The organism is Parasphingomonas halimpatiens (genome assembly GCF_036663795.1).
Taxonomy (GTDB): domain Bacteria; phylum Pseudomonadota; class Alphaproteobacteria; order Sphingomonadales; family Sphingomonadaceae; genus Sphingomonas.
Map to the genome: position 1 here is coordinate 152,505 of NZ_JAXOJP010000006.1, position 25,370 is coordinate 177,874.

The following is a 25,370-nucleotide window of genomic DNA, read 5'->3' on the forward strand; positions in this document are numbered from 1 at the left end:
GCGCATCGCGCATGGTTGCTTTCGCGGACAAAACCGCCGAACAGGACCGCTTGTCATCCGTGTTGAAGAATTGCCGTTTCGTCCATGTTGTCCCCCCGCAAACGTCTATCTCCCGAAGAATCGCGCGACGCCGCGATCGAGGCGGCGCGCGCGCTGCTGCTCGAGGAGGGGCCGCAGGCGGTGACGCTGAAAGCGGTCGCCGCACGGATCGGCCGGACGCACGCCAATCTGCTGCATCATTTCGGCTCGGCCGCCGATTTGCAGCGCGCGCTGATCAAGCATCTCGCCGACAGCATCACCGCGCGGATCCTCGACGCGGCGAAGCGCGCCCGCGCCAATGACCAGGACCCGCGCGAGGTGGTCGACCTGACCTTCGACGCCTTCGCACGCGGTGCCGGTGCGATGGCGAGCTGGATGATCCTGTCGGGCAATCAGGATGCGCTCGACCCGATCCTCGATGCGATTCACGCGCTGGTCGACGAACTGGCGACCGATCAGGGTTATGACGGCGCCTCTGCGGTAACGCTGCGCGAGGAGACGCTGCAACTGGTGCTGATGGCGCTGGGCGATGCGCTGCTCGGCGGGCCGATGTCGAAAGCGCTGAACCTGCCGCGCGAGACGGCACGAACGCTGGCGACCAGTGCGCTGCTGGCGAACCATCACGCCGCGCCGGCGGGAGGCCGCTGACATGCATTTTCTCGACCAGGCCAAGATCTTCGTCCGCTCGGGTGCAGGCGGCCCCGGCGCGGTCAGCTTCCGGCGCGAAAAGTTCATCGAATATGGCGGCCCCAATGGCGGCAATGGCGGCAAGGGCGGCGACATCATCTTCGAGGCGGTGGCCGGCCTCAATACGCTGATCGACTTTCGCTACACGCAGCATTTCCGCGCGCCACGCGGGCATGGCGGTGCGGGCTCGAACATGACCGGTGCCGGCGGCGAGGACCTCGTCATCAAGGTGCCGGTCGGCACGCAGGTCCTGTCCGAGGACAAGGAGGAAGTGCTCGCCGACTTTACCGTCGTCGGCCAGCGTGAGGTTTTCCTGCGCGGCGGTGACGGCGGGCGCGGCAACGCCACCTACAAGACCTCGACCAACCGCACGCCGCGCCAGCATGGCACCGGCTGGCCCTATCAGGAAGCCTGGGTGTGGCTGCGGCTCAAGCTGCTCGCCGATGCTGGGCTGGTCGGCCTTCCCAATGCCGGCAAGTCGACCTTCATCAACGCGGTGACCAATGCGCAAGCCAAGGTCGGCGCCTATGCCTTCACCACCACCCGGCCGCAGCTTGGCGTGGTCAGCTACAAGAACCGCGAAATCGTCGTCGCCGACATTCCCGGGTTGATCGAGGGTGCGGCAGAGGGCGCCGGGATCGGCGACCGCTTTCTCGGGCATATCGAGCGCTGCCGCGTGCTGCTGCATCTCGTCGATGCCAATGACGCCGACGTGGCCGAGAGTTTCCGTATCGTGCGCACCGAGCTGGAAGCTTATGGCGCCGGGCTGATCGACAAGAAGTTCGTCGTCGGCCTCAACAAGATCGACATGCTCGACGACGAGTTGATCGAAGCGCTGTCGGCCGAACTTGCCGAGGCGAGCGGTGCCGAGGTCATCCCGCTCTCGGCCGCCGCCGGGACGGGGGTCGACTGGGTGCTCGACAAGCTGATCGAGGCGATCGGCCCGGCCAGCGGCGCGCCGGTGGACGACAGTGGCGCCGAGGATGCGATCGAGTGGTCGCCGCTCTGACATCGCCGTTCGACACCGCCGGCTGCGCGCGCCTGATCGTCAAGGTCGGTTCGTCGCTGCTGGTCGGCGCCGACGGCACGGTGCGCCGCGCGTGGCTTGCAAGCCTCGCCGCCGATATCGCCGCGCGGCACCGCGACGGACAGGAGATCGCGATCGTCTCGTCGGGCGCGATCGCGCTCGGCGCGCGGCGGCTCAACCTGCCCAAGGGCGGGCGCGCGAGCCTTGAGGATGCGCAGGCCGCCGCCGCGACGGGGCAGATCGCGCTCAGCCAGGTATGGGCCGAATTGCTCGCGGGCGAAGGGCTGACGGCGGCGCAGATTCTGGTCACGCTCGACGATCTCGAGGATCGGCGGCGTTATCTCAATGCCTCGGCAACGCTGGCACGCCTGCTCGCGCTGCGCGTCGTGCCCGTGATCAACGAGAATGACAGCGTCGCAACCGAGGAAATCCGCTTCGGCGACAATGACCGGCTCGCCGCGCGCGTTGCGCAGGCGGCGGGGGCGCAGGGCGTCATCCTGCTGTCGGACGTCGACGGCCTTTATAACGCCAACCCCAACAGCAACCCCGACGCCAGGCTGATCGAGCGCGTCGGACGGATCGACGCCGCGATAGAGGCGATGGCGGATGGCGGCTCCGCATCGGGCATGGGCTCGGGCGGGATGATCTCGAAGATCGCCGCGGCGAAAATCGCCACGGCGGCGGGCGTTCAACTGGCAATCGTGTCGGGCAAGCACCAGCACCCGCTGGCGCGTTTCGCCGCGACCGGGCGCGGCACGGTGTTCGCGGCGACGGGCGCGGCGCGGGCGCGCAAGGCGTGGCTTGCCGGGCGACTGACGGCGCGCGGCGCAATCGGCGTCGATGCCGGGGCGGTGACGGCGCTCACCGCCGGCAAAAGCCTGCTCGCCGCGGGTGCGACGCACGTCGAGGGCGATTTCCGGCGCGGCGACCTGATCGCGATCCACGCTCCCGACGGCCGACCGATCGCGCGCGGGCTGGCCGAATATGACGCCGCCGACGCGGCACGCATCGCGGGCCGGCGCAGCGAGGAACATGCCGCGATCCTGGGCTATGCGCCGCGCGCGACCCTGGTCCACCGCAGCCATATGGCGATGCTGTGAGCGTGATCGCGATGACCGGCGGCACCGGCTTTGTCGGGGCACGACTGATCGAGCAGGCGTTGGACGCAGGGCACGAGCTGCGCGCGCTGACACGACGGCCGCAAGCGGCACGGCCGGGTCTGCACTGGATTGAGGGTGCGCTCGACGATAGCGCATCGCTGGCCAGGCTGGTCGAAGGCGCCGACGCCGTCATTCATGTCGCCGGGGTCGTCAACGCGCCCGATCGTGCGGGCTTTGCCGCCGGCAACATCGCCGGGACCGAAGCGATGCTCGCCGCGACAGAGGCTGCCGGCATACGGCGCTTCGTCCACGTCTCCTCGCTGGCCGCACGCGAACCCGATCTGTCGACCTATGGCTGGTCCAAGGCCGAGGCAGAAGCGCGCGTCGTCGCTTCGACGCTCGACTGGACGGTGGTGCGGCCGCCAGCGGTCTATGGCCCGAGCGACATGGAGATGCGCGAGATGTTCCGCATCGCCCAATGGGGCCTGGCACTGTTGCCGAGCGCCGGGCGGCTGTCGGTGATCCATGTCGACGATCTCGCCGCGCTGTTGCTGGTCCTGACCGAAAGCGAGCCGGGACGGCTCGTGCTCGAGGCCGATGACGGCGTCGCCGGCGGATGGACGCACCGCGCCTTCGGGACGGCGCTGGGCACGGCGGTCGGCAAGCGCGTGTTGCCGATCCCCCTGCCCCGCGCGCTGCTGACGCTGATCGCGCATGGCGACCGGCTGGTGCGCGGCACGAAGGCCAAGCTGACTCCCGACCGGGTCGATTATTTCTGCCATCCAGACTGGACCGTCGACCCCACGAAGCGCCCGCCGACGCAATTGTGGCAGCCGAAGATCGCCACGCCCGACGGGCTCGCCGCGACCGCAAAATGGTATCGCGAAAACGGCCTGCTCTAAGCTGGACAGTCTAGCTTTTTGTCATAAATCAGTTTCTTGGCGAAGAAACTTCACCATATCTCTCAATGATGCGGCCAACCGGTCGCCGCTTGCACCAGAAACGCTACCAACGTGAGGATAATGCCAGCGAGAAATGCCTGATACGCTCTTGTAAGATAATAATATTTCTTCTTCTGAAGGACCATGCCATTCTGGTAGAGGTCGCGCAGCATGATGCGATAGGTGGTTTCCTCGTCGCGCATCACGTCGATCATGCGATCGACGAACTCGGCTTCGGAAACGGTGCTGAACACGCCGAAGAACAGGAAGTTGGGGTTGCGGCCCTTGGGCGTCTTGATCTTGGGCATCACCGCCATGACCGACAGCACGGTGGCGATGAACGAAAATACGCCGAGCAGGATCAACGAGGGCGAGGCAAGCAGCGTCGCCGACCCCATCTGGCCGATCGTCAACGTAAAAACGACGAAGGTCGCGCCCATCAGGATGCTGGCCTTGGTATCCGCCATTGCCGACAGCTGGACATGCGCGGCCAGTGCCGAGACCAGCATGTTGTGGACTTCCTTGGGAAATTCATAGTCCGGATGATCGTGCGGCAGCGTCTTCGACATAGATCCCCCCGAATTGCCTTGATGGGATGTTGCGCCTTGCGTTCGCGCTTGCCAAGCCGGTGCCGCCTTCCCGCCGCATTCGATTGGCATCGCCGCCGCGACCGAATAAGGATCGAGCATGACCGACCGTGACCAGACCTTCGCAACGATCGCCGCACAGATCGAACCCTTCAACAAGAAGGGCGTGGCGCTGAGCGATGCTACCACCTTCCAGGGCGATCTCGAATGGGACAGTCTGACGGTGATGGATTTCGTCGCCGCGATCGAGGACGAGTTCGAGATCATCATCACGATGAACATGCAGGCCGAGATCGAGAATGTCGGCCAGCTGGTCGATGCGGTGCAGAAGCTGAAGGGCTGACGCAATGAGCGATGCTGGACTGGTGGCCGAGGCGCTGCCCGAAAACCCCGCGACGATCGCGCCCGAGCGCGACCTGATGTCCAAATTCGACGGCCTGATTGCCGAGCGCCAGGCGCTGCTCGATTCGGGCGTCACCGATCCGTTCGCGATCGTCATGGACAAGGTCAAATCGCCGACCGAGGCGGTGATCAAGGGCAAGGACACGATCCTGCTCGGCACCTATAATTATATGGGCATGACGTTCGACCCCGACGTCATCCAGGCCGGCAAGGACGCGCTCGACCAGTTCGGCTCGGGCACCAATGGCAGCCGCATGCTCAACGGCACGTTCCGCGACCATATGGAGGTCGAACAGGCGCTGCGCGACTTCTACGGTGTGACCGGCGCGATCGTCTTTTCGACCGGCTATATGGCCAATCTCGGCATGATCTCGACGCTCGCCGGGAAGGGCGAATATGTCATCCTCGACGCCGACAGCCACGCTTCGATCTATGACGGCTGCGCGCAGGGCAATGCCGAGATCGTGCGCTTCCGCCACAACAGTGTCGAGGATCTCGACAAAAGGCTCGGCCGTCTGCCGAAGGAAGCCGGCAAGCTGGTCGTGCTGGAGGGCGTCTATTCGATGCTCGGCGACATCGCGCCGCTCAAGGAGATGGTCGCGGTCGCCAAGAAGCATGGCGCGATGGTGCTGAGCGACGAGGCGCATTCGATGGGCTTTTTCGGCCCGCATGGCCGCGGCGTGTATGAGGACCAGGGTTGCGAAGCCGATGTCGACTTCATCATCGGCACCTTCTCCAAATCGGTCGGCACGGTCGGGGGTTTCTGCGTGTCGAACCATCCCAAATTCGAGGCGATCCGCCTTGCCTGCCGCCCCTATATCTTCACCGCATCCCTGCCGCCGTCCGTCGTGGCGACGGCCGCAATGTCGATCCGCAAGCTGATGCACGCCCATAACAAGCGCGCGCACCTGTGGGAAAATGCCCGCACGCTGCATGGTGGCTTGAAGGCGATGGGCTTCAAGCTCGGCACCGACACGCCGCAATCGGCGATCATCGCGATCATCCTCGACGACCAGACCCAGGCAGTGGCGATGTGGCAGGCGCTGCTCGAGGGCGGGCTGTACGTCAACATGGCGCGCCCCCCGGCGACCCCGGCCGGCACCTATCTGCTGCGCTGCTCGCTCTGCGCCGAGCACAGTGCGGAGCAGATCCAGACCGTCCTCGGCATGTTCCGCGCGGCGGGCCAGGCACTGGGCGTGATCGCCTGATCGGCAGGACGCGACTTCCCACGAGTCGCGCTTGGGGGTAGAGACCGTCGCCATGAGCGCAACCGATGCCGACATGGCGTCCATGGGCGAGCCGCGACGCGCCTGGCGTACGATCATGCTGATCGTCACGGCGGCGATGGGCGCGTTCGTGCTGATCGCGCTGGTGGTCACCGTCGGCAACGCCAACCATGAGCGCGACCACGCCTTGCAGTTGCAACGCCACAGCTATGACGTGATGATCCTCGCGCGGACCTTGTCGGGCACGATCGCCCAGTCCGAGGCATCGCTCGGGCGCTATGTGATCAGCGGCGATGAAGCATTGGGCTCGGTCTATTTCGACCAGTGGAAGCTCGCCGGCGACCAGATCAACCGGCTCGATCAGATTACCGACGACAACCCGTCGCTCCAGCGCCCGATCGATGCGCTCCGCATCGCCTATCGCACCCGCGGCGACGAGCTCGTCGATGTCGCGCTCAGCACGCGCTACAAGAAGAACGATCAGGCGCTGGCGCGCTATTATGCGGCACGCCAGGCGCCATCGCTGGCGCGGATCAACGACCTGCTCGAACTGATCATCGGGCGCGAGCGCGCACTGCTCGAACGCCGCACCGGCGATGCGATGGCCTCGGTCACCTGGTCGAGCAATGCCGCGAAGGTGCTGATGGTGTTCGGCGGGCTGATCGTGCTCGGCGCGATCGTGCTTGGCTGGCTGACCGTCCAGGCGCTCGCCGAGCGCGCCAGCGCGCGCGCAGAGGCCGAGGTGGAGCGCGAGCGTTCGGCTGACCTCGAGGAAGCCGTGGCGCGCGCTACCGCCGAACTCCGCGCGCAGGAAGGCCGGCTGCGACAGATCCAGAAGATGGAAGCGGTCGGCCAGTTGACCGGCGGTATCGCGCATGATTTCAACAATATGCTCGCGGTCGTCATCGGCGGGCTGGAGCTTGCCGCGCGGCAGCTAAAGGCCGGGGGCCCCGACACCGCGCGACATATCGACAGCGCGATGGAAGGTGCCAACCGGGCGGCCGCGCTGACGCGTCGCCTGCTCGCCTTTTCGCGCGAGGAAGCGCTGCGCGCCGAACCGATCGAGGCCGGCGCACTCGTCGCCGGCATGTCCGACCTGCTCGATCGCACGATCGGCGGCGCCATCACGGTCACTGTCAGCGACGATGGTTGCGGCTGGGCGACGCGCGCCGACAAGCTGCAACTCGAAAATGTCCTGCTCAACCTCGCGGTCAATGCGCGCGACGCGATGAACGGACGCGGGACGCTGGCGATCGCCACCGCAGGGCGCAGCCTCGCGGCAGGCGCGATCGGCAGCTGCGCGGCCGGCGACTATGTCACCATCGCCGTCACCGATTCGGGCTGCGGCATGACGCCGGATACGATCGAGCGCGTCTTCGAGCCCTTCTTCACCACCAAACCGACCGGCCAGGGCACCGGGCTGGGGCTGAGCCAAGCCTTCGCCTTCGTCCGCCAGGCCGAGGGTGAGATCGTGATTGACTCAACCCTTGGCAGCGGAACGACCGTGACCTTGTTCCTGCCGCGCCACCAGAATGCCGCCAGCGGCGTCACCGACGCGCCCGTTGCGGCGGAGACGCAAGCGACCCCCGTCGCGCTGCGCGTACTGGTGGTAGAGGACGATCCGCGCGTGCTGGGCGCGACGATGGGCGCTCTGCGCGAACTCGGCCACGAGGCAATCGCGTGCGACGATCCGCTCGCCGCGCCGGGGCTGCTCGAACAGCATGGCGCGATCGACGTGATCGTCTCCGACGTGCTGATGCCGGGGCAGACCGGGCCGGAAATGATCGCCGCGCTGACCCCGCGCTGGCCGCACATCGCCGTGCTGTTCGTGACCGGCTTTGCCGGCGATGCCGGAGAGGCGGCATTTGGCGGGCATGCCGTGCTGCGCAAGCCATTCACCATCGCGGCACTCGACCGTGCGCTGGGCGAAGCCGTAGCGGCATCACGCGCGGCGCCCGATCGCGTGGCGGCAGCGTGATTTGTAGCTGACGGCGCGCTCTCGCGCCGATATAGCCACTCGACTTGGCATTCGCCCCGACCCGCCCAGCCCATAAAGGCCGTTTCAAGCGATCATGAAATCCATCGACCGCTATATGGCCCGGCTGATTGCACTGCCGATGCTTGCCTGTCTCGCGATTACGGCCATGCTGCTGATTCTCGACCGGATTCGCATCCTGCTCGAATTCGTTGCCAATGAAGGCGGACCGGTCAGCGTGGTGTGGCGCATGCTCGCCAATCTGCTGCCGGAATATCTCGGCCTGGGCATCCCGATCGGGCTCCTGCTCGGCATTCTGCTGGCGTTTCGTCGCCTCGCGACGAGCTCGGAACTCGACGTGCTGCGCGCGGTCGGGTTGAGCTATCACCGGTTGTTGCGCGTGCCCTACATGTTCGCGATCGGGCTGGCGCTGATCAACCTGGCGATCGTCGGCTTCATTCAGCCCGACGCGCGCTATACCTATGAGAAACTGCGCTTCGAACTGCGCACCGGTGCGCTCGGCGCCTCGATCAAGGTCGGCGAGTTCACGCATTTTCCCAATGGCGCGACGGTGCGGATCGAGGACAGCCGCGACGAGGGTCGCAAACTCTCGGGCATCTTCGTGCAATATGCCGGCAAGAGGGGCGACTGGTACGCCGTCACCGCCGAACGCGGCCAGTTCCTCGCCACCGACAATCCCGACGAGATCATCTTCCGGCTGACCAACGGCACGCTGATCAACAACGCGCCGGACTTCGTCACGCCGCGCGTGCTCACCTTCACCTCGCACGACCTGCCGATCCCCTTGCCCAAGATCGAGACCTTCCGCACGCGGGGTGGCATCAATGTCGAACGGACGCTCCCCGAACTGGTGCGCATCGGGCACGACAGCCATGCCACCGAGGAGGAGCGCGACACCAGTCGCGCGGCATTCCACTTCCGGCTCGCCGAGGTGCTGTCGATGTTTTTCCTGCCCTTGCTGGCGCTGGCGCTGGGCATTCCGCCGAAACGCTCGACCTCGGCGCTCGGCGTGGTGCTGTCGATCGTGATGGTGGTCGCCTATCACAAGGTCAACGAATATGGGCAGGCGCTTGGCGGCCTCGGCAAGATCGATCCCTTCTTTGCCCTGTGGGTGCCGTTCACCGTGTTCGCGGCGATCTGCTGCTGGATGTATTATGTCATCGCCTTCGTGCCTGGCGGCCAGCCGATCGGCGCGCTCGAGCGCAGCTTCTCCAAGGTGACCAAGCTGCTCGGCCGACTATTGCCGAAGCGGCGTGAGGCGAAAACGGCATGATCGCGCTGAATCCCTTCCCGTCGCGCACCGTGACGATCTACATGGCGAAGGCATTTGTGGTGCGCACGCTGGCGATCCTCGCCACGCTCGTGCTGATCCTGCAGATGATGGATCTGCTCAGCGAGACCGGGCACATCCTCGCCTATCATGGCAATGGCCAGGCCGAAGAGCTGCGCTATGTCAGCCTGCGCGCGCCGCAGATCATCGCCACCTTCACGCCGTTCGCGGTGTTGCTCGGCACGATCCTGACCTTGAGCACAATGAACCAGAACAGCGAGATCGTCGCGCTCAAGGCCTCGGGTCTTTCGGCGCATCAATTGCTCGCGCCGCTGATCGTGGCGAGCCTCGGCATCGCGATATTGTCGTTCGCGTTCAACGACCGCATCGTCAGCCGGGCGACCGCAACGCTCTCGGTATGGAAGGCAGGCGGCTATGCACCGCTACCGGTCGATCGCGGCGACCGCTCCAATGTCTGGGTACGCGATGGCGACGACCTGATCCAGGTCGCGCAGGTGCGCGGGCACGGCAATACCGCACAACTCAGCGACGTCACGCTGTACGACCGTCAGGACGGGCGCATGGCGAGCATCATCCGCGCGTCGCATGGCGTGCGCGCCGGCGATGGCTGGCGGATCGGCCCGGCGACGCGGTTCGATGTCGCGAGCGGTCGCCTGACAAAACTCGGCGCGGTGGTGATCGGCCATGGCGTGCGTCCGGACCAGCTTACCCTGGCGAGCGTCGATGCCGATGCCATGTCGTTCGGCGAGCTTTACCGGGCGATCGGCGACCTGTCCGATGCGGGCCGGCCGACCAAGGCGCTGTCGGGGGCGATGTGGCACAAATTGTCGAGCCCGCTGTCGGCGGTGCTGATGCCGTTGCTCGGCGCGATCTCCGCCTTCGGGCTGGCGCGCTCGGGCAAATTGTTCCTCCGCGCGGTGCTCGGCATGGCGCTCGGCTTCACCTATTTCCTTGGCGACAATTTCGCGCTGGCGATGGGCAATCTCGGCGCCTACCCGCCCTTCCTCGCCGCCTGGGCGCCGTTCCTGCTGTTCCTGCTGATCGGCGAGGCGGTGCTGATCAGGACCGAGGAGTGATCGACCGGCAGATCATCAGGGCTCTGGTCGACCTCACGATCTTCCTCGAATTTTCCGACGACGAAGTGATCGATCCGGACGCCGCGGTCGCAGCGACCGAGCAGTTAGCCGGCGCAATGCAAATGGCTGGTATCGAGGCTCGGGTCGCTTTTGTTGCCGGTGTCAGGGAGATTGCCCACGAATATGGGGCGCAACGGCGTTTCGTCGAGGCACTTCCGGAGTTTTTGGGTATCGAGACGAACGACGACAAGTCCTGACGCGATCGAAACGGAAGCAAGCAATCGTGCGGTCGGTTCGGAAGGCGAAACGATGGGCGAATCCGGCGCCGCATCGTACAACGACGTTACGCCCTAACGGGTCACCATCGTGCTGCGCGCGATCTTGCCGACCAGCGGTAACAGGCCGCGATGGTTGCCCTTGTGATAAGGCGAGTCGGCAGCGAGCACGACGATGAGGCGACGGTGCGCCTCGCCCAGCGCATGGTAGGGCACGCTGGGCAGCAGGTGATGCAGCGCATGGTAACGCAGGCCCACGGGCGCCCATAGCGCCGGTAGCAACCCTGGCGGCGGCACGTTGACGCTGTCGAGATATTGCGCGGTCACCGTCATCGGCTCGCCCTCATTCTCCCACAGATGCGCGACGAGCGTGCGCAACTGGTTGAGCACGGTGACGCCCGACAGGATGGCTAGGAAGATCAGGAAGCCTTTGAGCGGGATGACCCCCGTCGCGACGAGCGTCAGCAGCCCGATCGCCCACAGGCTGGTCGCGGTTTCAAGCGCGATCCACATCGTGCGGAACGCACCTTCGGGCGGTCGGCGCGCGAAAGTCGGGTTGATCTGCAATCCCGAGGCACGTGCCACCAGCCAGCGGCGCAGCGGCGGGATCACCAGCGAAAGCGGCGCCAGCAGCGCGAAGCGCACGAACAACGCGATCGGCGCCAGCGCGGCGACGACCACGAACAGCGGCAGCGTCCATGGCTTCATCAACGCGAGCGGGAGATATTCGGGATCCTCGCTCGTGCCATAGCGCGTGCGGGCGTGGTGCAGGCTGTGCACGCCCTCATAAAGGAAGGAGGGCACCATCAGTGGAATACCGACGAGAAGGTTCCAGACGAGCCGGAAGCCGGGCACTGCCGTCGCCTTGAGATGGGTCAGTTCGTGGATGAAGCTGCCGGCGCGGTAGAGCGCCAGGATGGCGACCACGCCCGCCAGCACCGCCCAGACCGTCGGCACGGCCGACACCGCGATGGCGAGCGCGCCATAGCCGATCACCATCGAGGCAAGGCTGTCGGCCCAATAGATCGCCGGCTTGGGCGTGGCGAGCTCGCGCGCCAGATCGGCCGCGGCGCGCAGCAGCGCACGGTCGTCGGCAATCGGCGCGCGCGGCACAGGGCCCGTGCCGGCATGCGCGGGCTGGTGTGGATCGAGGGCAAGCGAACTGTTCATGGGAAAGGCCATTGCCTTTAGATAGTGGCTATATGTTGGCGTTTACAGGCCTGACCAAGGCCGAATCGCGCCGCACGGCTTGACAGCGCGCGGCGCGCGCGGGACTGCACGCGCTCCTCAGCAAGGCGCCTTTATCTTGGCCAACACCGCTCCGCTCTCCATCCGCCCGATCGACAGCAAGGCCGATCGCAAGAAGTTCATCGCGCTGCCTTTCCGGCTCTACAAGGACGATCCCAACTGGGTGCCGCCGCTCAAGGGCGAGGCGTTGGGCCTGATCACACCCGAGAAGAATGGCTGGTTCAGCCACGCCAAGGCGCAGCTGTTCCTCGCCGAACGCGGCGGGCAGGTGGTCGGGCGCATCTCCGCGCATATCGACACGCTGGCGCTGACCATGCCGCCGGCGCAGGGCTTCGGGCCGGGCTGCGGCCAGTTCGGCCTGTTCGATGCCGAGGACGAGAATGCCGCGCGCGCGCTGATCAACACCGCCGAGGACTGGCTGCGCGGCCAGGGCATGAACCGTGTGCTCGGGCCGATCAGCATGTCGATCTGGGAAGAGCCCGGCTTGCTGATCGAGGGTTATGATCACCCGCCAACGATCATGATGGGGCATGCCAAGCCGATCTACCGGGAATGGATCGAAAGCGCCGGCTATCTGCCGGTCAAGCAACTGAAGACCTATCGGCTCGACATCACCACGCCCTTTCCGCCGATCGTCCAGCGCATCATCCAGTCGGGCGAGCGCAATCCGCGGATCAGGATCCGCATGGTCGACAAGACGAAGTTCGAGGAGGAAGCCGCGATCATCCTGGCGATCCTCAACGATGCCTGGTCGGACAATTGGGGCTTCGTCCCGCTGACCCCGCCCGAGATCGCCGATGTCGGCGTCAAGTTGAAGCCGATCGTGTTCAACGAGCTGATCCGCATCGCCGAACTCGACGGTCAGCCGGTCGCCTTCATGATCACCCTGCCGGACCTCAACGAAACGCTGAAGCCGCTGGGCGGCAACCTCTTCCCGTTCGGCTGGGCCAAGCTGCTGTTGTGGCTGCGCCGCCCCAAGGCGCGGACGATGCGCGTGCCGCTGATGGGCGTGGTCAAGGAATTGCAGGCATCGCGCATGGCGAGCCAGCTCGCCTTCATGATGATCGAATATATCCGTCGCGATGCCGTCGCCCATTATGGCAGCACCGAGGGCGAGATCGGCTGGGTGCTCGACGACAATCAGGGGATGAACGCCATCGCCGATGCGATCAACAGCCACGTCAACAAGGTCTATCAGGTCTACGAAAAGCACCTGTAGGCGAGATCGCCGAGCATCAGCATCGCCGTGACCAGCGCGCCGCCGCTGGCGATCAATACCGCGCCCGCTGCGGCATCCTTGGCGGCAGCGATACCGGGCGCGATGTCGGGGTGGACCTGATCGGCGAGATATTCGAGCGCGGCATTGGCCATTTCCAGCGCCATGACCAGCACCGCCGACGACAACAGCAGCGCAGCCCACAGCCAGCCGGGTCGCAACGCCAACAATAAGGCGACGGTCAGGGCCGCTGCGCGGACGTGCGTGCGGAAACTCTGCTCACGCTGCCACACCGTGACGATACCGGTGAGAGCGAAGCCGAACCGGGCTCGGAAGGGACTGTTCTTCATCCCGTCCTTGTGGCGATGCCCTGTGCAGCCGCCATGTGGCCGCCGTCCTGCTATCGTGCACGGCATGTGCCCGCGCCGCCCTCCACGGCACCGCGGGCACCCCGCCAGGTCATGGATTCAACGGATCGAACCCGCGCGCCTGCCACTGCTTGCGCGTCAGACATGTCTTGCGCGGAATGTGCGAGCCGGTTTGATCGTCGACCACGCAGTAGCGCTGTTCCGACGGCGCGGTCGCGGTCGGAGCCGGACTCGGATTCACCGCGCCCTTGGCGCCGACAGCGTTGGTTTCCGCGAGGACCGGGCTGGCGAACGCCACGGTTGCGAGCGACAGCAACAGGAATTTCGACATCATATCCTCCACAAATGCCAGTCGGACCGTCCGGTGGCATCTGTGTTAGTGCATTAAGTGTGCCATACACTCAAAGTGTTATTTATCAATGAGATAGCGAGAAAAATGAACGCGGAGTGAATAGCAATTCACGCCGTCTCTCGGTATTCGTCGCCAGTTTTTGGGAAGGTGACGCCGACGGGAGAGTCCGGTAGCCGCTCAGAAGCGGCGTGAAATACCGACATAGACTTCGGCATCCGGCGCGTCGCGGTTGAGCCCGGCGACGGCACCGATATCGAATTGCAGATTGTCCTTCGCCATCCACGCAAGCGACAGCGAGGCGAGCCCCTGTGTCGTCGCGCCAGACGGATCCTGGTCGCGCAGCACCTGCCCCTCGATCGTCGCGGTCAGTGATTTGCTCAGCTTGAAGCCGAGACCCAGCGTCTCGCTCGCCGCGAAATGCCGTCCATGACCGTCCTGATCGACCGCCGCATCGGCTTCGGTCGTGGTGGCGAAATTGACCGTGTCGCTGAGATCGAAGGTCACGGGGACGACCACGCCCGCGCCCCAGTCACCCGCACCGACCGGCGCGCGCCCGACGGGCAACGTGACGAAAGGTTGGACCGCGATCGACACACCACTGCCGTCCGGATGGAGCAGATTGGCCTTGAGGCCGAGCGTCACGTCGCCGACGCGACCCGTGCTGTCGACCGTGCCGGCAAGCTTGTCGCGCGTGCGGACATGGCCGAACGGCGTCCAGCCGAATTGCGCTTCGATCGAGTCGCTAAGGCCGAGCCGCGCGAAGGTGTCGCCGATCAGCACGGTGTCGCTGCGCTGGGTGGAATCCTGTTCGAGCGTCCAGTCGGTCAGGGCGGTTTCGACCGACACGCGACCCGGCGCGATCGTACACGGCGTCGTGCCAAGCCCCGGCCGGGTCGGACAATAATCGCGATCCTTGGCGAGGGCAGCTGTCGGCACGAGCAGCAGCGTCAGCACGGCACAGGCGATTTTCTTCATCATGCCCCCTTGGCCCGGATCAGCTGAGCCGCACCCAGGTCGGCGCATGGTCGCTGGCCTTTTCACGGGCGCGATATTCCTTGTCGACGCCGGCATCGACCAACCGGTCGGCAGCCTGCGGGCTGAGCAGCAGGTGATCGATGCGGAACCCCGCGTCGCGTTGCCATGCGCCTGCCTGATAGTCCCAGAAGGTCCACACGCGGCCCTCGGGGTGGCGCGTGCGCAGCGCATCGGTCCAGCCCTGCGCGACCAGCGCGCGATAGGCGGCGCGGCTCTGCGGCTGCATCAGCGCATCGTCCTGCATCGCACGCACCGAGAAAGTGTCGTCGTCATTGGGGATGACATTGTAATCGCCCGCCAGGACCACCGGCACCTCTTCGGCGAGCAGCGCGCGCGCGCGCTCGGCGAGGCGCGCCATCCAGCCGAGCTTGTAATCGAATTTCGGGCCGGGTTGTGGATTGCCGTTCGGCAGATAGAGTGAGGCGATCACGATGCCGTTCACCTCGGCTTCGAGATAGCGGCTATGGGCATCCTCGGGATCGCCGGCGAGCCCGCGCTGGCGCTCGACCGGGTCGATGCCCTTTGCCAGCACGGCGACGCCGTTCCAGCTCTTCTGGCCGTGCCACACCGCGCCATAACCGGCGGCACGAATGTCAGCCTCGGGGAAGGTCTCGTCGCTCGACTTGAGCTCTTGCAGGCACACCATATCGGGCTGCTGCTCGGCAAGATATTCCAGCAGGCGCGGCAGGCGCGCCTTGATGCCGTTGACGTTGTAGGTGACGATCTTCAACGCGCGCGATCAGACCGAGAAGCTGGTGCCGCAGCCGCAGCCCGACGCCGCATTGGGATTGGTCACGCGAAACGCCGCGCCGCCAAGCTCTTCGACATAGTCGACCGCCGCGCCGCGCACGAGATCGAGGCTGATCGAATCGACGACCAACCGAACGCCATCGGTTTCGGCAACTGCGTCGTCGCTCTCGGCGGTGTCGGCGAAACCGAATTTGTACTGGAAGCCCGAACAGCCGCCACCCTCGACCGAGAGTCGCAAGATCGCGGCCTTGCCCTGCTTGGCGGCGATTGCCGCAACCCGTGCCGCCGCAGCGGGCGTCAGTGCGATTTCAGGAGCCAGCGTCGCCATGTCAGCGAGATAGGCGGTCACGGCGCCGACGGCAACCGCATCAACCCGGAAATCGCGTCCGAAGGATCAGTCGGCTGCACCGCCGACCACGACGGGGATGGTCCTGACCGAACGATCCTGCGCGGCAAGCAGGTAATCGGCATTTTGCAGGAACGGTGCGGGATTGACCGCCGCGCCATCGATGCGGACCTCATAATGGAGGTGCGGGCCGGTCGAACGACCGGTCGAACCCATCAACGCGATCAACTGGCCGCGGTGCACGCGGGTAAAGGGCGCGACGAGGATCTTCGACAGATGGCCGTAGCGCGTCTGGATGCCCTTGCCATGATTGATCTCGACCATGTTGCCATAGCCGCCCGCGCGCTCGGCGCGATCGACGATGCCATCGGCGGTGGCATAGACCGGCGTGCCGAGCGGGCCGGGAATGTCGACCCCGGCATGGAAAGCGGCGGTGCCGCGGAACGGATCGGAGCGGATGCCGAAATTGCTGGTGAAGGCGAGACGTTCGACCGGCTGGACCGACGGGATGGCGATCGTGCCCTGTTCGAGATTGTCGAGCTTCTTCCAGGTCATGAACAGCGAACGGAACTGCATGTCGGCGCGGATGTCGGCGGCGGCCTCGGCACCGTTCGCGGCCTCATAAGGTCCGCCCATCGCCGGGACGGCAGCGTCGAAACGCTCGGGCGCAAGACCAAGGCTACGCACCTTGGCCGCGGCCTTGGCATAGCGCAGCTCGGCGACCTTGCGCACCTTGGCGACGGTGGCGACCTGATGCTGTTCGACCTGCTTGAGCGGCGCGACGACATCGGCGGCGAGCGCGTCGGCCTTGGGGTCGATCGGCTGCGGCACGATCGCCAGCGCGCGCTGGTCGGCCTTGCCGGAAACCACAGCGGTGATGATTGCCTGACGCTGCTCGACGCGCGCGGCGTGGGCGGCGGCAACGGCGCGAATCTTTTCGACATCGGCCTGCATCGCGGCGACGCGCAGCTGCATCTGGGCGACCTTGGCTTCGGGCGACAACGGCGTTCCGACGACACCGCTCAACGCGACCGCACCGACCGCCGCCTGGGCAACACCATAAGCCGAGAAACACAGGGTAACGGCGGCAATGCCGGCCATCATGGCCTGGGCGCGCCCGCCAACGCTGAAGCGGCGCAAATCACGCCCGTCGTGGAAAATAAAATCGCGTGTGGTGAAATAACTGCTGAACCGCGCAAAAGCCTGCGCGCCCGACGCGAATGAAATCTTTGCCATGCGTTCCCGTCGACCCTAGCGATAACCGGAAACGACCGGCCCCGCCCCCTTGACATCCCGGTAGCGGCCCCTCCGCGCCCCGGACTTCGGTATGTTGTGTGGCCTGCCTTGTCAGACCGAGGCAAGGCTCGCGTAGTAATTCAGCGTCAGACCGGCAGACTCACGCGCCGAGTCGTTGAACGGCGGCTTAATCATACCGCGAAAGTAACGCGCAACGAGCGCGCGCCAGTGCGACTCAGGGGCGAGTCCGGCCCGACGACAGGCGAATTCGAACCAGATAGTGCCGGCCCTGACATGGCGAATCTCATCGCTGAGAATGCGCTGCAGGATCCGTGTGCTCGCCTGATCACCGGCAGCCGCGAACCGCTCGATCATCGTCGGTGTGACGTCCAGACCGCGCGCTTCGAGCACCATCGGCACCACCGCAAGCCGCGCCAGCGGCTCGTGCGCGGTCGCGGTCGCGGCGTCCCACAGCCCGTCATGCGCCGGCATCGCGCCATAATGGCTGCCAAGGGATCGCAGGCGACGATCGAGCAGGGCGAAGTGCATTGCCTCGTCGGCGCCGACCCCGATCCACACATCGACGAATTCGCGCGGAAAACCGTCGCCGAAGCGGCCGACCAGATCGAAGGCGAGGTCGATCGCGACGAACTCGATATGCGCCAGCGCGTGGAGCAGGGCGATACGGCCGCGCTCCGATCCGCCCTTGCCGCGCCGCGGCATGTGCGAGGGTGGGCGCAGTTCAGGCGCCGCCGGCCGCGCCGGACGCTCGGGCATCGCGACGTCGAAGTCATGCGCCAGCGCGCCGGCACGCCACGCGCGCGCCGCCGCGCGTGCCGCGCGCACCTTGGCCGCCGGATCGGCCGTATCGAGCACGACGCGGGCGGCGCCGGCAATCGTGCGCTCGCGGATCAGCTCAGTTCCTTGACCGCTTCGAGCACCTCGACGGCATGGCCCGGCACGCGCACCTTGCGCCACGCCCGCGCCAGCACGCCGGCCTTGTCGAACAGGAAGGTCGAGCGGTCGATGCCCATATATTTCTTGCCGTAAAGCGTCTTTTCGACCCACACGCCGAACGCCTCGATCGCGGCATTGCTGTCGTCGGAGGCGAGCGGCACGGTCAGGTCATATTTCTCGATGAACTTGCGGTGCTTGACGGGAGTATCGCGCGAGACCCCGAGCACCTCGGCGTCGAGCGCCTGGAATTCCGGATAGAGCCGACTGAAATCCTGCGCTTCGCGCGTGCAGCCCGAGGTATCGTCCTTGGGATAGAAATACAGCACCAGCGGCTTGCCGACATAGTCGCGCAGATTGACCTGTCCGCCGGCCGGCGTCGCCAGATCGATCCCCGGGATTTTCGCGCCTTCATCCAATGCCATTGCCGTCTCCCTCATGCGCCCCGCCATCGGCCGCGACCGAGGCGAGATAGTCCGTCACCTCCTGCCGGGTCGCGTCGAGCGACGCAATCACCCCAGCCCAATCGGGCAGGCCAAGCGCACGCGCGATCAGCGCACAGGTCGCCGGCGCGGGCGGCTGCGCGTCGGGCGCGACGAGCCGCAGCGTGACGAGCAATCGCGTCAGCGTGTCGTGTGCGGTGCGCAACGCTGGCGGCGCCAGGTCCTGCGCGACGAGCAGGTCGATCGCGCTGCCGAGATGCGGATCGAAGCCGGTCAGCCGGGTGAGCTGGACCATGTGGACGGCGAATTCGAGATCGACCAGCCCGCCCGGCAGGAGCTTGGCATCGAGCGGCCCGGCGGGCGGCTTGTGTGCCGCCATCTCGGCGCGCATCGCCACCGCGTCGGCGATGATCGCGCGGGTCGGCCGCGCACCGTGAAGCACAGCATCGATCACCGCTTGCGTTGCCGAGCGCGCCGCCGGCGCGCCGAACACCGGCCGCGCGCGGGTCAGCGCCATATGCTCCCATGTCCAGGCGCTTTCGCGTTGATAGCGCTCGAAGCCGTCGAGCGACACGCTGAGCGGCCCCTGCGTGCCCGAGGGCCGCAGCCGCGTGTCGATCTCGTAGAGCGGCCCAGACGCCGTCTGCGCCGAAAGCGCGCTGGTAATGCGCTGTGCCAGACGGTTGTAATAGAGCACCGCGCCGAGCGGCTTGGCGCCGTCCGACTCCGCCATATAGTCGCCGGTGAACAGATAGATCAGGTCGAGATCGGAGGCGTGGGTCAGCGCGCCGCCGCCCATCCGACCCAGCGCAAGGATGACGAGCTCGCTGTCGGGCACCGTGCCGTGCACCGCGACGAAGGCCGCCGTCGCGGCAGTGGCGAGCACGCCGATCGCCGCCTCGGCGATGCGCGCATAGCCGGCCGAAACGTCGAGCGGATCGCTGACGCCGGCGACGATCTGCGTGCCGAGTGCGAACCGCTTCTCGCCGACGATGCGGCGGACATGGTCGAGCTGTTGCTGATAGTCGCCGTCGCCCGCGCCAAGCTGCATTTCCGCGATCAGCGCTTCGACCGACCCCACGGGATCGAGCGCGCTGGCATCGATCAGGCCATCGAACAATTCGGGCCGTCGGCCGAGCGCATCGGCCAGCGTGGGCGTATGACTGAGGATTGCGCCGAGCAGTCGCGCGAGCGCGGGCCGCGCCTCGATCAGCCGGAAGAAATTGACCGCGCTGCTCAGCCGGCCGAGCATGACGTCGAGCCGGACGATCGCAGCATGCGGGTCGGGCGCAGCACCGAGCGCCTCGACCAGCGACGGCAATACCGCCTCCAGCGCGGCACGCGCCGCCGGGCTGCGCAACGCCGGATAGGTACCGCCGCGCCAGCGGTCGATCAGCTCGGCAACGCCATCGTCATGCGCGAACCCGGCGGCATCGAGCTGGCCGATCAACAGGTCGCGATCGGCCGACAGGTTGCTCCCCTCCCCCGCATCGAGCGAGTCATAGGTTGCGGCCACCGTCGCCACGGACGGTCGCAGCAGGTCGAGCAAGGCCGCGCCATCGGCGACGCCGTGCAGCCGCGCGACGCCGTCGAGCGCCGTGCCGGTCGGCAGATGATGCGTCTGGCGATCTTCCACCATCTGCACGCGATGCTCGATCGTCCGCAGCATCGTATAAGCGCGGCTGAGCGCAGCGCTTTCATCGGCACCGATCCAGCCGGCTTCGGCGAGCCGCGCCAGGGCATCGCGGGTTGCCGGGGCGCGTAGCGCGGGATCGCGGCCGCCATGGATCAGCTGGTGGATCTGCGCGAAGAACTCGATCTCGCGGATGCCGCCCCGGCCGCGCTTGAGATCGAAGCCCGGGCCGAACGCCTGCCCTTGGGCGTGGTGGTCGCGGATGCGCCGCGAAATGTCCCTGATCTCGCCGATCGCGCCGAAATCGAGCGCGCGGCGCCAGATGAACGGCCGGATCGTCTCGAGGAAGCGATTGCCGAGCGCCTTGTCACCGGCCGCGGCGCGCGCCCGGATGAACGCGGCGCGCTCCCATGGCAGTGCCAGCGATTCATAATAGGAAATGGCGGCATCGACCGGCAACGCGATCGGCGTTGCTTCGGGCGACGGTCGCAGCCGCAGATCGACGCGCAGGACATAGCCGTCGCCATCACGCGTCTGCAGCAACTCGACGACGCGCCGCGCGATGCGCACCGCGGCATCCGCCGGGTCCTCGCGCGGGCGGCATGGCAGCGTCGCCGGATCGAACAGCAGGATCGGGTCAATATCTGACGAATAGTTGAGCTCATGGCTGCCTTGCTTGCCCAGCGCGATCGCGGTGAAGCCACGGCACGGCGCATCCGGCGTACGCTCGCCGATCGCAGCGGCAATGGCCGCGTCGAGCGCGTAGTCGGCGAAATCGCTCAGCGCGCCCGTCACCGCGGTCAGATCGAACAGCCCGGCGAGATCGCCCAGCGCGACTATCAGCGCCAGCCGCCGTCGCTCCAGACGCAATCGCTGCCCGACGGGCATGGCGGGATCGTCGATCCGGGCATCTTCCACCGCCGGAAGGCGGCCCTCGGCCGCCGCCGAGGCGATATCGGGTTCGCGGTCGAGCAACAGGCGCAGGAAAGGCGCTTCGGCGCGTGCGCGTCGACAGGCATCGAAAAGCGCGGGTGCGAGGGCGCTGTATTCCATCTTCGCCGCTTTCCGCCCTCACGGCAGCACTTTGCAAGAAACAAAATGGCCAAGTCGGCCGTTTGGACTTAATGCCCCAAGAAGAATTCCCGGCCGCGCTACGCTCGGCACCCGATTTGCGGACGATCGCCGCCCCTCATGCGAGCGACCCGTTCAGCCGCGTCTTTCGGACGGCGTTCGCGGCATCGGACGATTTGCCCGACGATTTCACGGTCATGCTCGCCCAGCTTGACCGGGCGACGTCCGTCACGCGCTGATTCAGCCTTCCCCGCCGCCGTGATTGCGGCTCAGATCATCGACCTCGCCCATGATCGTATCGAGTGCCGTCATGCCGGGTTCGTTGCTGTGCGTCCGTCGTGACGGCAGCGAATTATCGTTCATGATCGTCTCGAGCGCGACACGACCGCGCGCCACCCGGCTCTTGATCGTGCCGACCGCGACGCCGCAGATCTCCGCCGCCTCCTCATAGGCGAAACCGCCGGCGCCAACCAGAATGAGCGCCTCGCGCTGCGGCTGCGGGAGGTGCAGCAGCGCACGCTGCATGTCGCCAAGCTCGACATGGCGATCTTGGCTGGCCGGCGCGGCAAGGATGCGGTCGGCGACGAGATCGTCCCACTCGCCCTTGAAGCGCGCGCGGCGCATCTGCGAGAGATAGAGATTGCGCAGGATGATGAAGGTCCAGGCGCGCATGTTGGTGCCGGCCTGGAAGCGCTGGCGCGCCGCCCATGCCTTCATCAGCGTTTCCTGGACGAGATCGTCGGCAAGGTCGCGGCTGCCCGAGAGCGACCGGCCAAAGGCGCGCAAATGCGGAATGACCTGCGCGAGCTGCTGCTTGAACTCGGGGTCAGACAGCGCGACGTGCTCGACCGGCGCCGCTTCCTCGTCGTGATCGATGATATCGGTCATGCGGCTCCGTTTGCTGGCCGCATGGCGCGGCCGGTCGTCTCTATCATCAGCTCAACCCCCACACCGCGTCACCGCAGGAAAAGAATGGCAAACACGATAATAACCAGCACCATCGAGGCGCCGAGAATATAGCGGGTCATGTGCGGCGTGGCGCCCGAACGGGCGTCCTCGCCGCTGATGTGAACGGGTTCATCTTGATCTGGCATGAACCCTAAACCCATGAATAACGTTTTGGGTCCGTATCGTTCATGCGAAAATCGTCAGGCCGCCTCAGGCGACCGGTGCGGTCGCCTGATCGAAGAACAACGCCTGGCTGATAGCGGCCTTCACCGTCGAGCGCTGGAACGGCTTGGTGATCAGGAAGGTCGGCTCGGGCCGCTCCCCCGTCAGCAGGCGCTCGGGGAAGGCGGTAATAAAGATTACCGGCACCTCGAACTCGGCAAGGATGTCCTTCACCGCGTCGATGCCCGAACTGTCGTCGGCCAACTGAATGTCGGCGAGCACCAGGCCCGGACGATCTTCCATTGCCAGCGCGACCGCCTCGTCGCGCGTGACCGCAACGCCCGTCACTTCATGGCCGAGATCGCGCACGATGGTTTCGATATCCATCGCGATGATCGGCTCGTCCTCGATGATCAGCACTCGCGCACGCGTCTGCTTGTCGATTTCGGCAAGCGCCTCGGACACGAGGCCATCGACTTCACGCGGCTCGACTTCGATCAGATAGGCGGTGTCTTCGCTGGTAAAGCCTTCCATCGCGGTCAGCAGCAGCGCCTGACGCGACAAGGGCGTGATCCGCGACAGCCGCGCGCGCGCGATCGCCTCGGCGCCGTCGGTCGCATCGGCGCTCGCATTTTCGGGCGTCTCGTCGAAATTGGTCGAGGCCCAGATCGCCTGGAACATACGATAAAGGCCCAGCCGCGGATCGACCTCACGCGGGAATTCGGTCGGCGCGGCGACGATCGCCTCGAGCGTCGCACGGACATATTTGTCACCGTGCGACTGGCTGCCGGTCAGCGCGCGACCGTAGCGGCGCAGGAAGGGAAGGTGTGGGGCAAGCTGTTGTCCAAGCGACATGGCTGTCGGGATCTCCATCAAAAATATGCCCGGTCCTTGTGGAAGGGAGCCGGCACCAATGCAACGCGATTCACCGACCGGCACGGGTCCCCCGATATTTCGCGCTGGGCATGGAACAAACGAAGCGGATTTTAGTTTCATCAGCTCGTGGCGGAATGTAGGCGCGTCATTGCAGTGCCGGTAGTTACCGGTTTTTTCATCATGCCCGGCTTGACCGGATGCACAAGGGGGACGGATTTGCGTTCGGCCGACGTAACTTCGAAAAAGCCGCCAGCCGGGCGCGCTGCCAAAGTCCACAACAAGGACCGCGACATGGGCGCGGCCCTGCGCGGGGTTTATCAAAAGACCGTCGAGGAGGCGATCCCGTCCGAGATGCTGGATCTGCTGGGCAAGCTAGACTGACGGCTGTGACCATTTTTCACCGTGACTGAACCCGCGTCGCCGGTAGCGCGCCTGAACGGCGAAATGTCATTGTTCGCCCGCATGCCGACCGGCGCGAAGATCTTCCTGATCCTCAGTGCCGCATTGTTGCCGCTGGCGATCATCGCTTTCCTCGCTTCCCTGCGCACGACCGAGACCGCCGACGACATCGCTGCGGCGCAGTTGCGCGTCGCGCTCAACGAAAGCGCGCGCAAGCTGTCGAACGAGCTGATCGGCGACATGACCGCGCTGCGCGCCGCGCTGTCGGCACTGAGCGCCGATCCGGGCGACGCGCCGAGTTGCGCCCGCGCGCAGGGCGTGTTCGCGCAACAGGCGGCCAGCGGTACGCGCTTCGTCATTCTGGATCGCCACGCGCATCCCTTGTGCGGCGGGGCGCTGCCACGGTCGATCGCGCCATTGCCGCCCCGCGCCAACAGCCCGATCACGGCGCGCATCATCCCCGGCAGCGGACTGACGCTGTCGGTCGCGGGCAGTAGCCCGGGGACCTATGCGGCGGCCTTTTTCCCGGTCAAGTTCCTCACCGAGACCGCGCAACCGAGCGGTTTTGCCTTGCCGCATGGCGCCCGGCTGACGGGCGGGGACATGAGGTTGACGCTGGTCGAGGATCCGGCGTCGGGTCCCCTCGTTCGCAACGCCGCGCAACGCGCCGCGCTGGGCATCGACGACCTGCGGCTGGAAATGAGCGTGCCGCGCGCGCCGATCACCTCGCCGGTGCTGCTCGCCATGCTGTTGCCGATCCTGATGTGGCTCGCTGCGGCGTGCATCGGCTGGCTGGTCGTCGATGCGCTGCTGTTGCGTCCCTTGCAGCGCCTGCGACGCAACGTCGCGGCATTCATGCCGGGCGAGGAGATCGATCCCGGCGACATGCGCGCGGTGCCGTCGCACGAGATCCGCGACCTCGGCGATACTTTCCGCGCGCTGAGCCGCACCGTTGCCGCGCACGAAGCGGGCCTCGCCGAGGGGCTGGTCCGTCAGACGCGGCTGACGCGCGAGGTCCATCACCGCGTGAAGAACAACCTCCAGGTCATTTCCAGCCTGATCAACTTCCATGCGCGCGGCGCGCGGAGCCAGGAAGCGTCCGACGCCTATTCCTCGATCCAGCGGCGCGTCGATGCGCTGGCGGTGGTCCATCGCCACCATTTCGCCGAGCTCGAGGAAAACCGCGGGCTGAGCCTGCGCTCGGTCATCGGCGAACTGAGCTCGAATCTGCGCGCCACCGCGCCGGACGCCGCCAAGCATTTCGGCATCGTGATCGACGTCGATCCCTATCTCGTCACGCAGGACACCGCGATCGCCATCACCTTCCTGCTCACCGAGCTGATCGAGATGGCGATGACGCTCAATCCCGCGACGCAGGTGCGCGTGTCGGTCAAGCCGGGCGAGAGCGACGAGCGCGCGGTCCTGCGCGTCAATGCGCCGGCGCTGGTCGATGGCGACGCGCTGCGCAAGATCCTGACGGAACGCTACGGCCGGGTGATCGAGGGCCTGTCGCGCCAGCTGCGCGCCAAGCTGCATCACGACCCGCTGGTCGGCGCCTATGAGATCACGATCGCCGTTTCCGGCCGCGACTGACCCCTGCGAAAATCTTTCGAAAAAATTTGCAGCCCCGGGAACCAAGCTTCGCGATCGTCGTTTTAATTACCGGATAGCGAATTTATGCCCCCC

The 25,370-nt window shown here is 66.1% G+C and carries 28 protein-coding genes; 14 read left to right on the forward strand and 14 right to left on the reverse strand.

Annotation, left to right across the window (positions count from 1 at the left end):
* The first annotated feature begins 84 nt into the window (after positions 1-84).
* From U1839_RS08845 to U1839_RS08860, 4 genes are read left to right on the forward strand one after another with little or no spacing between them, the layout of a single operon-like run.
* Entirely contained in the window at positions 85-687 is a 603-nt protein-coding gene (locus tag U1839_RS08845) for a TetR/AcrR family transcriptional regulator (RefSeq protein ID WP_281125003.1), read from the forward strand.
* Position 688: 1 nt separating this feature from the next.
* Entirely contained in the window at positions 689-1,735 is a 1,047-nt protein-coding gene (gene obgE, locus U1839_RS08850) for a GTPase ObgE (protein WP_332803292.1), read from the forward strand.
* Complete coding sequence (proB, locus tag U1839_RS08855) at positions 1,720-2,853, forward strand: glutamate 5-kinase (RefSeq protein ID WP_332803293.1); 1,134 nt, start codon at positions 1,720-1,722, stop codon at positions 2,851-2,853. Before obgE ends, proB begins: the two co-directional genes overlap by 16 nt.
* On the forward strand, positions 2,850-3,755 hold the full coding sequence (locus U1839_RS08860; protein ID WP_332803294.1) for an SDR family oxidoreductase: 906 nt from the start codon (positions 2,850-2,852) through the stop codon (positions 3,753-3,755). The genes proB and U1839_RS08860 overlap by 4 nt, the downstream gene beginning before the upstream one ends.
* A 62-nt stretch (positions 3,756-3,817) precedes the next feature.
* Here U1839_RS08860 and U1839_RS08865 read toward each other — a convergent pair whose 3' ends face one another.
* Positions 3,818-4,363, reverse strand: coding sequence for a Pycsar system effector family protein (locus tag U1839_RS08865; RefSeq protein WP_332803295.1), 546 nt, complete (start codon positions 4,361-4,363; stop codon positions 3,818-3,820).
* Between the two features lie 118 nt (positions 4,364-4,481).
* Between U1839_RS08865 and U1839_RS08870 the strand changes: the two genes are divergently transcribed.
* The 6 genes from U1839_RS08870 (at position 4,482) to U1839_RS08895 (ending at position 10,629) form a co-directional block, all read left to right on the forward strand.
* A complete protein-coding gene (locus U1839_RS08870) occupies positions 4,482-4,724 on the forward strand; it encodes an acyl carrier protein (protein ID WP_281125008.1) in 243 nt (80 codons plus the stop codon).
* A gap of 4 nt (positions 4,725-4,728) precedes the next feature.
* Complete coding sequence (spt, locus tag U1839_RS08875; RefSeq protein ID WP_332803296.1) at positions 4,729-5,991, forward strand: serine palmitoyltransferase; 1,263 nt, start codon at positions 4,729-4,731, stop codon at positions 5,989-5,991.
* Between the two features lie 52 nt (positions 5,992-6,043).
* The gene (locus U1839_RS08880) at positions 6,044-7,987 is read left to right on the forward strand and encodes an ATP-binding protein (protein WP_332803297.1); all 1,944 of its coding nucleotides are present in this window, start codon (positions 6,044-6,046) and stop codon (positions 7,985-7,987) included.
* A 94-nt stretch (positions 7,988-8,081) separates the two neighbouring features.
* A complete protein-coding gene (lptF, locus tag U1839_RS08885) occupies positions 8,082-9,278 on the forward strand; it encodes an LPS export ABC transporter permease LptF (RefSeq protein ID WP_332803298.1) in 1,197 nt (398 codons plus the stop codon).
* The gene (gene lptG / locus U1839_RS08890) at positions 9,275-10,372 is read left to right on the forward strand and encodes an LPS export ABC transporter permease LptG (protein WP_332803299.1); all 1,098 of its coding nucleotides are present in this window, start codon (positions 9,275-9,277) and stop codon (positions 10,370-10,372) included. Before lptF ends, lptG begins: the two co-directional genes overlap by 4 nt.
* Positions 10,369-10,629, forward strand: a complete 261-nt coding sequence (locus U1839_RS08895) for a hypothetical protein (RefSeq protein ID WP_332803300.1) — start codon at positions 10,369-10,371, stop codon at positions 10,627-10,629. Before lptG ends, U1839_RS08895 begins: the two co-directional genes overlap by 4 nt.
* A 93-nt stretch (positions 10,630-10,722) precedes the next feature.
* Here U1839_RS08895 and U1839_RS08900 read toward each other — a convergent pair whose 3' ends face one another.
* A complete protein-coding gene (locus tag U1839_RS08900; protein ID WP_332803301.1) occupies positions 10,723-11,817 on the reverse strand; it encodes a fatty acid desaturase family protein in 1,095 nt (364 codons plus the stop codon).
* 136 nt (positions 11,818-11,953) lie between these two features.
* Between U1839_RS08900 and U1839_RS08905 the strand changes: the two genes are divergently transcribed.
* Entirely contained in the window at positions 11,954-13,114 is a 1,161-nt protein-coding gene (locus U1839_RS08905; protein ID WP_332803302.1) for a GNAT family protein, read from the forward strand.
* Here the strand turns inward: U1839_RS08905 and U1839_RS08910 are convergent.
* The 9 genes from U1839_RS08910 to U1839_RS08950 all read right to left on the reverse strand — a co-directional run bounded on the left by U1839_RS08910 (position 13,096) and on the right by U1839_RS08950 (position 21,281).
* A complete protein-coding gene (locus U1839_RS08910; RefSeq protein WP_332803303.1) occupies positions 13,096-13,461 on the reverse strand; it encodes a diacylglycerol kinase in 366 nt (121 codons plus the stop codon). The genes U1839_RS08905 and U1839_RS08910 overlap by 19 nt on opposite strands.
* A 109-nt stretch (positions 13,462-13,570) precedes the next feature.
* Positions 13,571-13,810: a hypothetical protein gene (locus U1839_RS08915; protein WP_332803304.1), complete on the reverse strand. Its 240-nt coding sequence runs from the start codon at positions 13,808-13,810 to the stop codon at positions 13,571-13,573.
* Positions 13,811-14,008: 198 nt separating this feature from the next.
* Entirely contained in the window at positions 14,009-14,806 is a 798-nt protein-coding gene (locus U1839_RS08920; RefSeq protein ID WP_332803305.1) for a transporter, read from the reverse strand.
* 19 nt (positions 14,807-14,825) lie between these two features.
* The gene (xth, locus tag U1839_RS08925; protein WP_332803306.1) at positions 14,826-15,596 is read right to left on the reverse strand and encodes an exodeoxyribonuclease III; all 771 of its coding nucleotides are present in this window, start codon (positions 15,594-15,596) and stop codon (positions 14,826-14,828) included.
* Positions 15,597-15,605: 9 nt separating this feature from the next.
* Positions 15,606-15,944: an iron-sulfur cluster insertion protein ErpA gene (gene erpA / locus U1839_RS08930; RefSeq protein WP_281125147.1), complete on the reverse strand. Its 339-nt coding sequence runs from the start codon at positions 15,942-15,944 to the stop codon at positions 15,606-15,608.
* A gap of 66 nt (positions 15,945-16,010) precedes the next feature.
* Positions 16,011-17,198: a M23 family metallopeptidase gene (locus tag U1839_RS08935; RefSeq protein WP_281125020.1), complete on the reverse strand. Its 1,188-nt coding sequence runs from the start codon at positions 17,196-17,198 to the stop codon at positions 16,011-16,013.
* A gap of 111 nt (positions 17,199-17,309) precedes the next feature.
* Positions 17,310-18,074, reverse strand: a complete 765-nt coding sequence (locus tag U1839_RS08940; protein WP_332803307.1) for a ferritin-like domain-containing protein — start codon at positions 18,072-18,074, stop codon at positions 17,310-17,312.
* A 35-nt stretch (positions 18,075-18,109) separates the two neighbouring features.
* Positions 18,110-18,577, reverse strand: coding sequence for a peroxiredoxin (locus U1839_RS08945; protein ID WP_332803308.1), 468 nt, complete (start codon positions 18,575-18,577; stop codon positions 18,110-18,112).
* Complete coding sequence (locus U1839_RS08950) at positions 18,564-21,281, reverse strand: bifunctional [glutamine synthetase] adenylyltransferase/[glutamine synthetase]-adenylyl-L-tyrosine phosphorylase (protein WP_332803309.1); 2,718 nt, start codon at positions 21,279-21,281, stop codon at positions 18,564-18,566. Before U1839_RS08950 ends, U1839_RS08945 begins: the two co-directional genes overlap by 14 nt.
* A 71-nt stretch (positions 21,282-21,352) precedes the next feature.
* Between U1839_RS08950 and U1839_RS08955 the strand changes: the two genes are divergently transcribed.
* The gene (locus U1839_RS08955) at positions 21,353-21,538 is read left to right on the forward strand and encodes a hypothetical protein (RefSeq protein WP_332803310.1); all 186 of its coding nucleotides are present in this window, start codon (positions 21,353-21,355) and stop codon (positions 21,536-21,538) included.
* Position 21,539: 1 nt separating this feature from the next.
* On the opposite strand, the gene U1839_RS08960 is transcribed toward U1839_RS08955, so the two are convergent.
* The 3 genes from U1839_RS08960 to U1839_RS08970 form a co-directional block, all read right to left on the reverse strand.
* Positions 21,540-22,187 carry a sigma-70 family RNA polymerase sigma factor gene (locus tag U1839_RS08960; protein ID WP_332803311.1) on the reverse strand — a complete coding sequence of 216 codons (648 nt, stop codon included), beginning with the start codon at positions 22,185-22,187 and terminating at the stop codon, positions 21,540-21,542.
* Positions 22,188-22,255: 68 nt separating this feature from the next.
* On the reverse strand, positions 22,256-22,408 hold the full coding sequence (locus U1839_RS08965) for a hypothetical protein (RefSeq protein WP_281125026.1): 153 nt from the start codon (positions 22,406-22,408) through the stop codon (positions 22,256-22,258).
* 49 nt (positions 22,409-22,457) lie between these two features.
* Positions 22,458-23,264 carry a response regulator gene (locus U1839_RS08970; RefSeq protein ID WP_332803312.1) on the reverse strand — a complete coding sequence of 269 codons (807 nt, stop codon included), beginning with the start codon at positions 23,262-23,264 and terminating at the stop codon, positions 22,458-22,460.
* 201 nt (positions 23,265-23,465) lie between these two features.
* Between U1839_RS08970 and U1839_RS08975 the strand changes: the two genes are divergently transcribed.
* Together U1839_RS08975 and U1839_RS08980 are read left to right on the forward strand one after the other, a co-directional pair.
* Positions 23,466-23,666, forward strand: coding sequence for a NepR family anti-sigma factor (locus tag U1839_RS08975; RefSeq protein WP_332803313.1), 201 nt, complete (start codon positions 23,466-23,468; stop codon positions 23,664-23,666).
* A gap of 63 nt (positions 23,667-23,729) precedes the next feature.
* A complete protein-coding gene (locus tag U1839_RS08980) occupies positions 23,730-25,277 on the forward strand; it encodes a sensor histidine kinase (protein ID WP_332803314.1) in 1,548 nt (515 codons plus the stop codon).
* The last annotated feature ends 93 nt before the right edge of the window (positions 25,278-25,370 follow it).